Here is a 13,762-nt window from a genome sequence, read left to right on the forward strand (position 1 = left end):
AACGGAGCCCGAAAACCTGAAATATGCGCGGCCAAATAGGTGAAAATAGCGGCCGCTGCGCGCTTTCGGGGCGCGTGCAGTTTCAAACCGGCCGGCAGCGCGACCTGCCGGCCTTTGTCAACTGATTATCGAAAGGTTCTGACTCCATGAAGAAACTCCTGATCGCCACCGTCATCGGCGCGCTGTCCGCCACGATGCTGGTCTCGGCGCCGAGCGCGTTCGCACAGGGCACGACCGCGAAGAAGACGGCCAAGCGCCCCGCGCCGGCCAAGCGCATCATCCCGCGCAGCAAGAAGGCGCAGGCACGCGCAGCCGCCAAGGTCGATCCGGTGCCGGACGGCGCAGTCAAGTGGTCGTGCAAGGACGGCCTGTCGTTCGACCTCGCCGGCGACATGAAACGCGACCAGGTCGTCACGGTCCACTGGGCGAAGAAGAACTACAAGCTGCCGCGCGAAGCAACGACGACCGGCGCCGACACCTTCTACGATCCGGCCGCAGGCTTCAAGCTCGTCGTGATCCCGAGCAAGGCGATGCTGTTTACCGACGCGAACGGCGGCGAGCGTCTCGCCGACGAATGCGTGACGCCGGAAATGGCGCAAGGCGGCGCCGCACCGACGCAGGCAAACGAGCTCAAGCCGGCCGTCAACTAAGGACGCTCCGCACAGGCGCCTCGATGTCCGCTCCGGTCTCCAACGTCCGCCCCGCTCCGGATACGGTACTCGTCGACATCGTCGACTACGTGCTGAATGCCGGTGCAATCGACAGCGCACTCGCGCTGGAGACGGCGCGGCATTGCCTGATCGACACGCTGGGCTGCGGACTCGAGGCGCTGTCCTACCCTGCCTGCACCAAGCTGCTCGGGCCCGTCGTGCCCGGCACGATCGTGCCGAACGGCGCGAAGGTGCCCGGCACCTCGTTCCAGCTCGACCCGGTCAAGGCCGCGTTCGACATCGGCGCGGCGATCCGCTGGCTGGACTTCAACGACACCTGGCTCGCCGCCGAATGGGGTCATCCGTCCGACAACCTGGGCGGCATCCTGCCGACGGCCGACTGGCTGTCCCGCACCGCCGTCGCGGCCGGCAAGTCGCCGCTCGCGATGCGCGACGTGCTGATCGCGATGATTCAGGCCCATGAGATCCAGGGCTGTCTCGCACTCGAAAATTCGTTCAACGCGGTCGGGCTCGACCACGTGCTGCTCGTGAAGGTCGCCTCGACGGCCGTCGTCGGGCGGCTGCTCGGGCTCACGCGCGACGAGCTGATCAATGCGGTATCGAACGCGTTCGTCGACGGACATCCGCTGCGCACTTACCGCCACGCGCCGAACACCGGTTCGCGCAAGTCGTGGGCGGCCGGCGACGCGACCTCCCGCGCGGTGCGCCTCGCGCTGATCGCGAAGACGGGCGAAATGGGCTATCCGTCCGCGCTGAGCGCGCGCACGTGGGGCTTCTACGACGTCCTGTTCGGCGGCAAGCCGTTCCGCTTCCAGCGTCCGTACGGCACCTACGTGATGGAAAACGTGCTGTTCAAGATCGCGTTTCCCGCCGAATTCCATGCGCAGACGGCCGTCGAGGCCGCGCTGCAGCTGCACGATGCGCTGGCGGCGGCCGGCCGCTCGACCGACGAGATCGCGCGAATCACGATCCGCACGCACGCCGCCGCGATCCGCATCATCGACAAGCAGGGGCCGCTCGCGAATCCCGCCGACCGCGACCACTGCATTCAATACATGGTTGCCGTGCCGCTGCTGTTCGGCCGGCTGACCGCTGCCGACTACGAAGACGCGGTCGCCGCCGACCCGCGCATCGACGCGCTGCGCGCGAAGACGATCTGCGTCGAAGATCCGCAGTTCACGAAGGACTACCACGATCCGAACAAGCGGTCGATCGCCAATGCGCTGACGATCGAGTTCGCGAACGGATCGACGCTTGCCGAAGTCGCGGTCGAATATCCCATCGGCCACCGGCGGCGCCGCGCCGACGGCATCCCGCTGCTGGTCGACAAGTTCCGCACGAACCTTGCGCGCCGCTTTCCGGCAAAGCAGCAACAAGCGATTCTCGACGTGTCGCTGGACCAGGCAAAGCTCGAAGCGATGCCGGTCAATGAATACGTCGATCTGTATATGATCTAGCCGTCAGGTACAGAACAAACAGGAGCTCTTCTTTCCTCGCCTTAACCCAGGAAAATCACCATGGCCCACAATCTGCACAAGACCCTCAAGGAATTCGACAGCGGTTCCGGCAAAGGCAAGTTCTATTCGCTGCCGCAGCTCGGCAAGGAACTGAAGACGAAGATCGAGCGCCTGCCGGTGTCGATCCGCGTCGTGCTCGAGTCGGTGCTGCGCAACTACGACGGCAAGAAGATCACCGAGGAGCACATCGCGCAGCTCGCCAACTGGCAGCCGACGGCGAAGCGGGTCGACGAGATTCCGTTCGTGGTGTCGCGCGTCGTGCTGCAGGACTTCACGGGCGTGCCGCTGCTCGCCGACATCGCGGCCATGCGCGGCGTCGCTCAGCGCACGGGCAAGGATCCGAAGAAGATCGAGCCGCTGGTGCCCGTCGATCTCGTCGTCGACCACTCGGTCCAGATCGACTACTTCCGCCAGAAGGACGCGCTCGACCTGAACATGAAGCTGGAATTCCAGCGCAACAACGAGCGCTACCAGTTCATGAAGTGGGGCATGCAGGCATTCGACACGTTCAAGGTCGTGCCGCCGGGCGTCGGCATCGTCCACCAGGTGAACCTCGAATATCTCGCGCGCGGCGTGCACAAGAAGAGCGACGGCGCGGACACGATCTACTACCCGGACACGCTCGTCGGCACCGACAGCCACACGACGATGATCAACGGCATCGGCGTGGTCGGTTGGGGCGTCGGCGGCATCGAGGCCGAAGCGGGCATGCTCGGCCAGCCGGTGTACTTCCTGACGCCGGACGTCGTCGGCGTCGAACTGAAGGGCCGCCTGCGCGAAGGCGTGACGGCGACCGACCTCGTGCTGACGATCACCGAAATGCTGCGCAAGGAGAAGGTCGTCGGCAAGTTCGTCGAATTCTTCGGCGAAGGCACGAAGTCGCTGTCGGTGCCGGACCGCGCGACGATCGCCAACATGGCGCCCGAATACGGCGCGACGATGGGCTTCTTCCCGGTCGACGAGAAGACGATCCAGTACTTCGAAGGCACCGGCCGCACGCAGGCGGAGATCGCCGCGTTCGAGAACTACTTCAAGGCGCAGAAGCTGTTCGGCATTCCGAAGGCCGGCGACATCGACTACACGAAGACGCTGACGCTCGACCTCGCGACGGTCGCGCCGTCGCTCGCGGGCCCGAAGCGTCCGCAGGACCGCATCGAAATCGGCAACGTGAAGTCGACCTTCAGCGAGCTGTTCTCGAAGCCGGTCGCGGAAAACGGCTTCGCGAAGAAGGCCGAGGATCTCGACGCCGAGTACCGGACGAGCAACGGCATCACCGTGAAGAACGGCGACGTGCTGATCGCCGCGATCACGTCGTGCACGAACACGTCGAACCCGAGCGTGCTGCTCGCGGCCGGCCTGCTCGCGAAGAAGGCCGTCGAGGCCGGGCTGACCGTCGCACCGCACATCAAGACGTCGCTCGCGCCGGGATCGCGCATCGTGACCGAGTACCTGACGAAGACGGGCCTGCTGCCCTACCTCGCGAAGCTCGGCTTCGAAGTCGCCGCTTACGGCTGCACCACCTGTATCGGCAACGCGGGTGACCTGACGCCGGAACTGAACGAAGCAATCACGAAGAACGACATCGTCGCGGCGGCCGTGCTGTCGGGCAACCGCAACTTCGAGGCGCGGATCCACCCGAACATCCGCGCGAACTTCCTCGCGTCGCCGCCGCTCGTCGTCGCATACGCGATCGCCGGCAACATCACGCGCGACCTGATGACCGAGCCGGTCGGCAAGGGCAAGGGCGGCAGGGACATCTACATCGGCGACATCTGGCCGTCGAGCGAAGAAATCCAGTCGCTGCTGAAGTTCGCGCTCGATCCGGAAAAGTTCGAGAAGAACTACGCGCATCTGACGAAGAAGGGCGATCTGTGGAGCAAGATCGAGGGCGAATCGGGTCAGGTCTACGACTGGCCGAAGTCGACCTACATCGCGGAGCCGCCGTTCTTCGGCCACGACTTCTCGATGCAGCCGGCCGAGTCGATCGCCTCGGTCAAGGGCGCCCGCGCGCTCGGCATCTTCGGCGACTCGGTCACGACCGACCACATCAGCCCGGCAGGCTCGATCAAGGAAGACTCGCCGGCCGGCAAGTGGCTGAAGGAAAACGGCGTGCAGAAAGCCGACTTCAACAGCTACGGCTCGCGCCGCGGCAACCATGACGTGATGATGCGCGGCACGTTCGCCAACGTGCGGATCAAGAACCTGATGATCCCGGCGAAGGAAGACGGCACGCGCGTCGAAGGCGGTCTGACGATCCATCAGCCGAGCGGCGAACAGCTGTCGATCTACGACGCGGCGATGAAGTACATCGGCGAAGGCACGCCGACCGTCGTGTTCGCCGGCGAAGAGTACGGCACGGGTTCGTCGCGCGACTGGGCCGCGAAGGGCACGCAACTGCTCGGCGTGAAGGCCGTGATCGCCCGCAGCTTCGAGCGTATCCACCGTTCGAACCTGGTCGGCATGGGCGTGCTGCCGCTGCAGTTCAAGGGCGCCGATAGCGTGCAGTCGCTCGGCATCACCGGCGAAGAGACGTACGACATCGAAGGCCTCGGCGACGACTTCAAGCCGCAGCAGGATGTCACGCTCGTGATCCATCGCAAGAACGGCGAAACGCAGCGCGTGCCGGTGCTGCTGCGCATCGATACGCCGATCGAAGTCGACTACTACAAGCACGGCGGCATCCTGCCGTTCGTGCTGCGCTCGCTGCTCGCCGCGTAAGCACGCCGCTTTGCAGGTGCCGTTGCCGCCTCGCGGGCGGCGACGGCCGATTTGGATACGCCGACCTCGTGTCGGCGTTTTTTTTGACTGCCTGTTTCGCGCGCGACATGACGCCGACGCACGTGCCGGCTTCCGGCTAGCGCATCACGTCGCGTTGCGGCTTCGCGCCGCTTTCGCGCCGGCGTCCGCTCGCGCGTTCTTCTTCAGATGCGTGCGGTTGTAGTCGATCGCCGCGCGCACGAGCGCCTTCAGCGCGCGCGTGTCGATCCGGTCGCCTTCGACGAAATCGATCGCACGCCGCGCATTGCCTTCGAGGCCCGCGTTGAACAGCGCGTGCGGATCGGGCAGCTGCGCGCCGTGCATGAACGTCAGCTTCACCTTGCCCTTGTGCGCGTTCGCGACCGCGATCGTCCCGTCGCACTCCCACACGGGGCTGCCCATCCATTTCCATGCCTCGACGATGCCGGCGTCGGCCGCGAGGATCGTGCGCCGCAGTTCGGCAAGCGTGGCGCCGCGCCAGTCCGCAATGCCGGCGATCAGTGCGTCGATGCGTTCCGACGGGCTCCGGTCCGATGCTGCGCTCATGAGCGGGCCTCCGTGTGTTCGTCGGGCCGCGCCAGCACCTGTTCGAGCGACTCGAGGAAGCGTGCCCAGCCGTGCTGCGCGCCGCGGTACGCCTGTTCCTGGTCGGCGCGGAACCCGGCCTGCTCCATGCGCAGCAGCGTGCCGGCCGGCGTCGGCGTAAGCGTCCACGTGACGACGCTGTCGAGGCCGTACGCCGCCCACGTATAGGACAGCGTGCGGTGCGGCTCGATCGTGAGCACCTTGCAATCGACCGCGCCCCAGTCCGCGCTGAAACTGAACGCGTGGCCCGCGACCGGTGCGAAATCGCTCTTCATCAGCCATGCTTCGAGCAGGTGCGGCTGCGTGAGGGCTCGCCAGACCTTCTCCGGCGGATGAGGCAGCTCGCGTTCGACGACGACGGAGCGCGTTTCGGGCGTGGCTTGATTCATCACTGATCCATCCTTTTGAGCAGATCTTCGAGAGCGTCGAACCGGGCTTGCCAGAAACCGGCCATCTGGCTGGTCCAGTCGATCAACGGGGCGAGCGCATGCGGCTGCGCGCTGTAGTGCGTCTGCCGGCCTTCGTGACGGTCGCGCACGAGACCGGCCTGCTTCAGGACACCGAGATGCTTCGACACGGCCGGTTGCGACACGCCCGCATGCGCGGTCAGCGCGGCAACGGTCAGCTCGCCCTCCTCGCAGAGCCGCTCGAACAGCGCGCGGCGTGTCGGATCGGCAAGCGTTCTGAAAAGCAGGTCCTGCGCGTTCTGCATGTCGCTCGATTCATAACTCGTTGGTTATGGATCGAAGGATAGCGGCCGGACGGCAAGAGTCAAGGGGAATTTTCCTGGCTCGGGCAAGCCGCCGCGGCGGCATCGCGCCTCGAACGTTGGCGGGTATCGCGCATTCGAGCATTTGTTCTAATCGACGATCGCAGCGCACGAACCGAAAGCCCGCTGCAAGACTGCGCCGCGCGCTGTTCCACAGTTCGGGAAAGACCGCCGGCGCGTTACGCCCGTTCCTGTCTCTCTCTGGCGCCGCGTCGACGGCCGCGCACGATGGACCACTTCGAATGACCACATAGTGCGACTCGGCGCGCGGCAACGCGCCGACGCCGGCCGTGCAGCGGCGCGCCCGCCGGCTCCGTCATCGTGCACATCCGTGCGTCGCAACGATCGACTCGTGCGTGAGAACGTCGCGCGTCGTCATGCTACGCGGGTCGAACCGGTTCCTTTTCGCAAGGCCGCGAACCGGCGCGCGCGCGGCATAACGGACGCCCACGCGCCCGCCGATGTCAGAACTGACAGCTATGGAAACTGGCAGCTATCTGAATCGCATCGGCGCTCCTACGCTCGTCACCGCTCGCGACCCCAAAAGGGTCGGGGTTCCAGCAACGTCGTCTCTCCTCAAAAGGATGCCCGATGAAAAGGAACGTGCGCTTTGCCCTTCCCCTTCCGTCGCCCCGCCGCATCGCCTATGCGTGGCCGCTTCTCGTTGCGGCCGGCACCGCGCATGCGGCGACCGACTGGGTCGACACCCATACCAAGGCCTTTCTGACCGGCCCGCAGCTGATGGCGCGCAGCGCGGCCTCGTCGCTCGAACTGGCGGCCGGCGAGACGACCGACGTCGTCGTCAGCCTGAAGCTGCGCAACGCCGATCAGCTGAAGCAGCTCGCGCGCGACGTGAACCGTCCGGGCAGCGCCCGCTATCGCCAGTATCTGACGCCCGAGCGGTTCCTCGCCGACTACGCGCCGACCGAAACGCAGGTCAAGTCGGTCGTCGACTATCTGCGCAAGAGCGGCTTCGTGAACATCGAGGTCGCGCCGAACCGGCTGCTCGTCTCCGCGCGCGGCACGGCCGGCACCGTAAAGACCGCGTTCAACACGTCGCTCGTGCGCTTCCAGTACGCGGGCCGTTCCGGCTTCGCGAACGCATCGACGGCACAGGTGCCGCGCGCGCTCGGCGACGTCGTCGGTTCGGTGCTCGGGCTGCAGAACGTCGCGCGCGCGCATCCGATGCTGCGCATCGGCAACGTGTCGAAGCCGCAGACGCTCGCGGCCGGCACCGCGACCGGCCACTATCCGAAGGAATTCGCGGGCCTGTACAACGCGACCGGCGTGCCGACCGCAGCCGGCGTGACGGTCGGCATCATCACGATCGGCGGCGTGTCGCAGACGCTGCAGGACCTGAAGCGCTTCGCGTCGAGCAACGGCTACGCGACGGTCGCGACGCAGACGGTCAAGACCAACGGCACCGGCACGAGCGGCAGCTACGCCGACGACCCGGACGGTCAGGGCGAATGGGATCTCGACAGCCAGTCGATCGTCGGCGCGGCCGGCGGCCAGGTCGGCAAGCTCGTGTTCTACATGGCCGATCTGAACGCGCCCGGCAACACCGGCCTCACGCAAGCGTTCAACCGCGCGGTGTCGGACAACACGGCGAAAGTGATCAACGTGTCGCTCGGCTGGTGCGAGACCGACGCGAACGCGGACGGCACGCTCGATGCCGAGGAACAGATCTTCACGACGGCGGCCGCGCAGGGCCAGACGTTCTCCGTGTCGTCCGGCGACGAAGGCGTGTACGAATGCAACAACCGCGGCTATCCGGACGGCGCGAATTACACGGTGTCGTGGCCCGCCTCGTCGCCGCACGTGCTCGCGATCGGCGGCACGACGCTGTATACGACGTCCGGTGGCGCGTTCTCGAGCGAGACCGTCTGGAACGAGGGACTCGACAGCAACGGCAAGCTATGGGCAACCGGCGGCGGCGTCAGCACGCTGCTGCCCGCGCCGGCATGGCAGTCGGGCAGCAACCGCCGTTTGCCGGACGTGTCCTTCGATGCCGCGCAAAGCACCGGCGCGTATATCTACAACTACGGCCAGTTGCAGCAGATCGGCGGCACGAGTCTCGCCGCGCCGATCTTCACGGGCTTCTGGGCGCGGCTGCTCGCCGCGAACGGCACGGGGCTCGGCTTTCCGGCCGCGAACCTCTATCGTGCGATTCCGGCGAACCCGTCGCTCGTGCGCTACGACGTCGTGTCGGGGAACAACGGCTATCAGGGCTACGGCTACACCGCGGGCACCGGCTGGGACTACCCGACCGGCTTCGGCAGCCTGAACATCGCGAACCTCAACAAGCTGATCCAGTCGGGCGGCTTCTGAGCGACGCGCAGGCACGGGACGCGGCGCGCGCCTGCGCGTGCGCGCCGCACGACATTGCGGCTACTTCGACGCGCGCTCCGACGCGACGGCAACGCCGGCGCGATGCGAGCGCGCAAACAGCCGCAGTCCGCTCGCGACGCTCGCGGCGCAGGCGAACGCGGCACCGAGCACCAGCGCGAGCGTCGGCCCGCGATGTCCGGCAATGCCGAACGACAGCGCGACGAGCGCGGCGCCCGTCGCCTGCCCGATCAGGCGCGCGGTGCCGATGATGCCGCTCGCACCGCCGCTGCGTTCCGGCGGCGCGCTCGACATCAGCGCCTTCAGGTTCGGCGACTGGAAAAAGCCGAAGCCGGCGCCGCACAGCATCATTCGCCAGCCGATGTCGATCGCGCTCGGCGCGGCCGGCAACGCGGCAAGCGACGCCATCCCGGCGCCGAGCAACGCGAGTCCGATTGCACCGAGCAGCCCCGGCGGATAGCGATCGGACAGTCGTCCGGCGATCGGCGCGGCCAGCGCGACGACGGCCGACCACGGCGTCATCAGAAAACCGGTGTCGACCGCGCTGCGGTGCAGGACCGTCTCGAAGTAAAACGGCAGCGACACGAACGCGAGCCCTTGCGCCGCGAACGCGCAGACGGCGGTCACCGCGGACAGCGCGAACACGGGCCGGCGAAACAGGTCGACCGGCAGCATCGGCGCCGGGTGGCCGGCCTCCCGGCGAATCAACAGCGCGCCGAATGCGAGCGCGACGGCGGCGGCGGCGAGCACGACGCGCAGCGGGCCGCGCTGCGCGAATTCGCCGAGCGCAAAGATCAGCGCCGAGAACGCGATCACGTTGAACAGCGCGGCGAGCGGATCGAATGCATGCTTGCCGCGCGAGGCTTCCGGCAGCGACGGAATCGCGACGGCGAGCGCAAGCACGCCGAGCGGCACGTTGACCGCGAACAGCCACGGCCATGCGGCGGCGGAAAGTATCAGCGACGCGATCGTCGGCCCGACCGCGAACGACACGCCGACGACGAGCGCATTGAAGCCGACGCCGCGCCCGAGCCGATGCGCGGGAAAGAGGTTGCGGATCAGCGCGATGTTGACGCTCATGATCGCGCTCGCGCCGAAGCCCTGCACGATACGCGCGGCGGTGAGCTGCGGCAGCGTCGACGCGAGCGCACAGCCGAGCGACGCGAGCGTAAACACGGCGAGACCGCCGACATACACGCGCTTGTGCCCGACGATGTCGCCGAGCGACGCGAACGGCAGCAACGTCGCGACCATCGCAAGCTGATACGCGTTGATGATCCATACCGAAGCGGCAGGCGACGCGTGCAGGTCGGTCGCGATCGCGGGCAATGCGGTGTTCGCGATCGCCGTATCGAGCGTCGCGAGCGCGACGGCGAGCAGCACGGCGGCCATCGCGCGCCAGTTGAGGGCCGGTTCGGCGGCACCGGCGGGAGAAGCGAGTTCGGACACGATCGGTTCGGCAGACGGGCGACGCATGGCGTCGCGGATTGAGCGGCGCGACGTCGGGCCCGCGTTCCGGTGGAAGCAGCGGGACGCGCGGCGTCGCGGCCCGTATTGTTGCAGAGCCCGATCAAACGTGCAGGCGGCCGTGTCGCTCGTCAGCGAAACGAAAGAATCGCGAGCGATCGTGCCGCGATCGTGGCCGTTGCGCGCGCAACTGTCGTCGCGAGGTGCGGTGTGCTGCGGTGCCCGTTATGCGCGGCCGGCGCGTTCGCGCCGCAGAGAATTTGCGCCGCGCGCTGCGCCCGCGTCCCTCGCCTCTTCCGCGTTACGCCACCGCGCGCCGCGCCTGACGGCCGCGCAGCCATTCGAGCGCGAGCAGCAGGCTCGTCGAGAACACGATCAGGATCGTCGCGAGCGCCGCGATCGTCGGGCTGATGTTTTCGCGGATGCCGGTAAACATCTGTCGCGGCAGCGTCGTCTGGTCCGCACCGGCCAGAAACAGCGTGACGACCACTTCGTCGAACGACGTCGCGAACGCGAACAGCGCACCCGACATCACGCCCGGCGCAATCACCGGCAGCGTCACGCGGAAGAATGTCGTCACCGGATTCGCGCCCAGCGACAGGCTCGCGCGCACGAGGTTCTGGTTGAACCCCTGCAGCGTCGCGGCCACCGTCGTCACGACGAACGGCACGCCGAGCGCCGCGTGCGCCGCGATCAGCCCCGTGTACGTGTTCGCGAGCCCCAGCGGCGCGAAGAACAGATACATGCCGACACCGACCACCACCACCGGCACGATCATCGGCGAGAGCAGCACCGCCATCAGCAGCCCCTTGCCGCGGAACTCGGCCTTCGTCAGCCCGATCGCGGCCAGCGTGCCGAGCACGGTCGCCACCAGCGTCGCCGACGGCGCCACGATGAAGCTGTTCTTCGCGGCCATGCGCCACTCGTCCGACGCGATCAGGTTCTCGTACCAGCGCGTCGAGAACCCCGGAATCGGATACACGAGGAACGTGCTCGACGAGAACGACAGCGGCACGATCGCGAGCACCGGCAGGATCAGATACAGCAGCGTGAGCACGACGAGCACGCGCAACGCGACGTACCACGCGCGCTCGACGAACGACATGTGCGGCGCAAACAGCGGCCTGGCCAGTTTCATGGTCCTGTTCTCCTTTCCCTGTCGGCCCGCGCTCAGCCGAGGCTCACGTTGGTGCGCGTGAAGCGCCCGTACACCGCATACAGCACGAGCGTCGCCGCGAGCAGCAGCCCGCCGAGCGCGCACGCCATTCCCCAGTTGATCGTCACGTTCGTGAAGTACGCGACGTAGTAGCTGACCATCTGATCGTTCGGGCCGCCGAGCAGCGCCGGCGTGATGTAGTAGCCGATCGCGAGGATGAACACGAGCAGCGCGCCCGCGCCGACGCCCGGATACGTCTGCGGCACGTACACGCGCCAGAACGCCGCGAACGGATGGCTGCCGAGCGAGACGGCCGCGCGCTGGTAGGTCGGCGGAATCGACTTCATCACGCTGTACAGCGGCAGGATCATGAACGGCAGCAGAATGTGCGTCATCGAGATATAGACGCCCACGCGATTGAACAGCAGCGCGAGCGGATGCGCGATCAGGCCGCTGCCGATCAGCGCCTTGTTGATCAGCCCTTCGTTCTGCAGCAGCACGATCCACGCGGCCACGCGCACGAGCACCGAGGTCCAGAACGGAATCAGCACGAGGATCATCGCCAGGTTCGCGCGCCGCTCCGACAGCGTCGAGATCCAGTAGGCGAGCGGATAGCCGAGCAGCAGCGCGAACAGCGTCACGGCAATGCCGATCACGAACGTGCGGCCGAAGATCGCCAGATAGATCGACTGATCCGGATCGGCGTGCACGATGTTACCGAAGCCGTCCTGCTTGTGATCGAGCGCGGCCAGCAAATAGAACGGCGAATAGGCGCTGCCGTTTTTGGCGATCGCCTGCCAGTAGGCGACCTCGCCCCAGCGCGCATCGAGTTCGATCAGTTTGCCGCGCGTGCCGGCCGGCGTCAGCGCCGCGCCATCGTCGCTTTTTAGCGGCATCGCGCGCGCCGTTTTCGCGACGAGCGAGCGATAGCCCGGAATCTCAGTGTTCAGCCGCCGTGCGAGCGCGCCCATCGCGTCGCTGTCGGCGACCTTCGTCATGTCGGTGGCGAGCGCCGCGTAAGCGGCGTCGGCGGGCGGCGTCTTGCGGTCCCACTTCGACAGCGCGGCGACCGTGTTCGGCAGCGCGGCGGCGATCTCGGGGTTCTGCACCGCGCGCGTGAGCAGCGTGCCGATCGGCACGACGAACACCAGCAGCAGGAAGATCGCGAGCGGCGCGATCAGCAGCAGCGCCATCGTGCGCTTGCGCGCTTCGGCCGCCTTCAGCTCGCGCTTGAGTGCGGCCGTCGACGTCGGGGAAGAAGCGATCGTCATCGTGTTCAACGGTTCTCTCCGGCCGGAGCGCGATCCGGCGGAATGCCGCGCGACGCGAACGAAGCGCCGCGCGGCCGGTTGCATCGGGACAGCGGTGCGATTACTTCGTCGCCCACGCGGCGAAGCGCTGCTCGAGTTCGTCGCTGTGATCGGTCCAGAACCCGATGTCTTCAAGCACCGCGTTCTTGCCGTTGGCCGGCGAGTTCGGCAGGTTCGCAAGCGTCTTCGCGTCGAGCGACTTGATCGCCGCGATGTTCGCCGGCCCGTACGCGATGTGCTGCGCGTATGCCTGCTGCGGCTTCGGCGTCAGCGTGTAGGCGATGTACTGCTCGGCAAGCGCCTTGTTCGGCGAGCCCTTCGGAATCGCCCAGTAGTCGAGATCGTAGATGCTGCCGTTCCACACGACCTTCAGGTTCTTGCCTTCCTTCTGCGCGGCATCGATGCGGCCGTTGTACGCGGTCGACATCACGACGTCGCCGGCGACGAGGAACTGCGGCGGCTGCGCGCCCGCTTCCCACCACTGGATATACGGCTTCAGCTCGTCGAGCTTCTTGAATGCACGGTCCTGGCCTGCCTTCGTGCCGAGCACCCTATACACGTCCTTCGGCGCGACGCCGTCGGCCATCAGCGCGAACTCGAGGTTATAGCGCGCGCCCTTGCGCATTCCGCGCTTGCCCGGGAATTTCTTCACGTTCCAGAAATCGGCCCAGCCGGTCGGCGCGGTCTTCAGCTTGTCGGCGTTGTACGACAGCGCGGTCGACCAGACGAAGAAGCCGACGCCGCACACTTGCGGCGCTTCCGGAATGAGGTCCGACTTCTTCGCGATCTTCGACCAGTCGAGTTTCTCGTACAGCCCTTCGTCGCAGCCGCGATTCAGGTCGCCCGACTCGACTTCGACCACGTCCCAGTTGACGTGCTTCGCTTCGACCATCGCTTTCACCTTGGCCTGCTCGCCGTTGTACTCGACGGCGGTGACCTTGTTGCCGGTCGCCTTCTCGAACGGCTGGTTGAACGCGACCTTCTGCGCGTCGCCGTTCGCGCCGCCGAAGTTGACGACCGTCAGCTCCGCCGCCGTTGCCGATGCGCCGACGGCAGCCAGCGCCAATGCGAGCGCGGTGCCGCGCACCGCAAAACCTGTTCCGTTCATGATCGTTGCTCTCCTCTTGTGGTGGTCGTGGTGAATGCGTGACGTTGTCATGGGCGACGTGCCGCGCGCTGTC

11 protein-coding genes are annotated in these 13,762 nt (G+C 66.8%); 4 read left to right on the plus strand and 7 right to left on the minus strand.

What is annotated here, in order from left to right:
- The first annotated feature begins 146 nt into the window (after window positions 1-146).
- From BCR55_RS18450 to acnA, 3 genes are read left to right on the plus strand one after another with little or no spacing between them, the layout of a single operon-like run.
- On the plus strand, window positions 147-650 hold the full coding sequence (locus tag BCR55_RS18450; RefSeq protein WP_006404040.1) for a hypothetical protein: 504 nt from the start codon (window positions 147-149) through the stop codon (window positions 648-650).
- Between the two features lie 23 nt (window positions 651-673).
- The gene (locus BCR55_RS18455; RefSeq protein ID WP_065495331.1) at window positions 674-2,128 is read left to right on the plus strand and encodes a bifunctional 2-methylcitrate dehydratase/aconitate hydratase; all 1,455 of its coding nucleotides are present in this window, start codon (window positions 674-676) and stop codon (window positions 2,126-2,128) included.
- Window positions 2,129-2,188: 60 nt separating this feature from the next.
- Window positions 2,189-4,906, plus strand: a complete 2,718-nt coding sequence (gene acnA, locus BCR55_RS18460; protein ID WP_006404042.1) for an aconitate hydratase AcnA — start codon at window positions 2,189-2,191, stop codon at window positions 4,904-4,906.
- 144 nt (window positions 4,907-5,050) lie between these two features.
- On the opposite strand, the gene BCR55_RS18465 is transcribed toward acnA, so the two are convergent.
- Genes BCR55_RS18465 through BCR55_RS18475 form a run of 3 tightly spaced genes read right to left on the minus strand, consistent with a single transcriptional unit; the run spans window position 5,051 to window position 6,242 of the window.
- A complete protein-coding gene (locus BCR55_RS18465) occupies window positions 5,051-5,491 on the minus strand; it encodes a DUF1801 domain-containing protein (RefSeq protein WP_065495333.1) in 441 nt (146 codons plus the stop codon).
- Complete coding sequence (locus BCR55_RS18470; RefSeq protein ID WP_006404044.1) at window positions 5,488-5,919, minus strand: SRPBCC domain-containing protein; 432 nt, start codon at window positions 5,917-5,919, stop codon at window positions 5,488-5,490. The genes BCR55_RS18465 and BCR55_RS18470 overlap by 4 nt, the downstream gene beginning before the upstream one ends.
- On the minus strand, window positions 5,919-6,242 hold the full coding sequence (locus BCR55_RS18475) for a helix-turn-helix transcriptional regulator (RefSeq protein WP_006404045.1): 324 nt from the start codon (window positions 6,240-6,242) through the stop codon (window positions 5,919-5,921). Before BCR55_RS18475 ends, BCR55_RS18470 begins: the two co-directional genes overlap by 1 nt.
- A 648-nt stretch (window positions 6,243-6,890) precedes the next feature.
- Between BCR55_RS18475 and BCR55_RS18480 the strand changes: the two genes are divergently transcribed.
- Window positions 6,891-8,630 carry a protease pro-enzyme activation domain-containing protein gene (locus BCR55_RS18480; protein WP_065495334.1) on the plus strand — a complete coding sequence of 580 codons (1,740 nt, stop codon included), beginning with the start codon at window positions 6,891-6,893 and terminating at the stop codon, window positions 8,628-8,630.
- 60 nt (window positions 8,631-8,690) lie between these two features.
- Here BCR55_RS18480 and BCR55_RS18485 read toward each other — a convergent pair whose 3' ends face one another.
- From BCR55_RS18485 to BCR55_RS18500, 4 genes are all read right to left on the minus strand, one after another.
- Window positions 8,691-10,124, minus strand: a complete 1,434-nt coding sequence (locus tag BCR55_RS18485; RefSeq protein WP_065495336.1) for an MFS transporter — start codon at window positions 10,122-10,124, stop codon at window positions 8,691-8,693.
- Window positions 10,125-10,416: 292 nt separating this feature from the next.
- On the minus strand, window positions 10,417-11,253 hold the full coding sequence (locus BCR55_RS18490) for an ABC transporter permease (protein ID WP_006398888.1): 837 nt from the start codon (window positions 11,251-11,253) through the stop codon (window positions 10,417-10,419).
- A 32-nt stretch (window positions 11,254-11,285) separates the two neighbouring features.
- Window positions 11,286-12,551, minus strand: coding sequence for an ABC transporter permease (locus tag BCR55_RS18495; RefSeq protein ID WP_065496659.1), 1,266 nt, complete (start codon window positions 12,549-12,551; stop codon window positions 11,286-11,288).
- A gap of 91 nt (window positions 12,552-12,642) precedes the next feature.
- Complete coding sequence (locus BCR55_RS18500) at window positions 12,643-13,689, minus strand: ABC transporter substrate-binding protein (RefSeq protein WP_053298809.1); 1,047 nt, start codon at window positions 13,687-13,689, stop codon at window positions 12,643-12,645.
- Window positions 13,690-13,762 lie beyond the last annotated feature (73 nt).

Origin of the sequence: Burkholderia sp. CCA53 (assembly GCF_001685525.1) — a bacterium.
GTDB classification, from domain to species: Bacteria; Pseudomonadota; Gammaproteobacteria; order Burkholderiales; family Burkholderiaceae; genus Burkholderia; species Burkholderia multivorans.

Excerpts from the sequence above, each read along its gene's own strand:
- acnA (WP_006404042.1), top strand. The coding sequence starts at position 2,189 with ATGGCCCACAATCTGCACAAGACCCTCAAGGAATTCGACAGCGGTTCC.
- BCR55_RS18500 (WP_053298809.1), bottom strand. The coding sequence starts at position 13,689 with ATGAACGGAACAGGTTTTGCGGTGCGCGGCACCGCGCTCGCATTGGCG.
- BCR55_RS18455 (WP_065495331.1), top strand. The coding sequence starts at position 674 with ATGTCCGCTCCGGTCTCCAACGTCCGCCCCGCTCCGGATACGGTACTC.
- BCR55_RS18490 (WP_006398888.1), bottom strand. The coding sequence starts at position 11,253 with ATGAAACTGGCCAGGCCGCTGTTTGCGCCGCACATGTCGTTCGTCGAG.
- BCR55_RS18470 (WP_006404044.1), bottom strand. The coding sequence starts at position 5,919 with ATGAATCAAGCCACGCCCGAAACGCGCTCCGTCGTCGTCGAACGCGAG.
- BCR55_RS18465 (WP_065495333.1), bottom strand. The coding sequence starts at position 5,491 with ATGAGCGCAGCATCGGACCGGAGCCCGTCGGAACGCATCGACGCACTG.
- BCR55_RS18480 (WP_065495334.1), top strand. The coding sequence starts at position 6,891 with ATGAAAAGGAACGTGCGCTTTGCCCTTCCCCTTCCGTCGCCCCGCCGC.
- BCR55_RS18450 (WP_006404040.1), top strand. The coding sequence starts at position 147 with ATGAAGAAACTCCTGATCGCCACCGTCATCGGCGCGCTGTCCGCCACG.
- BCR55_RS18475 (WP_006404045.1), bottom strand. The coding sequence starts at position 6,242 with ATGCAGAACGCGCAGGACCTGCTTTTCAGAACGCTTGCCGATCCGACA.
- BCR55_RS18485 (WP_065495336.1), bottom strand. The coding sequence starts at position 10,124 with ATGCGTCGCCCGTCTGCCGAACCGATCGTGTCCGAACTCGCTTCTCCC.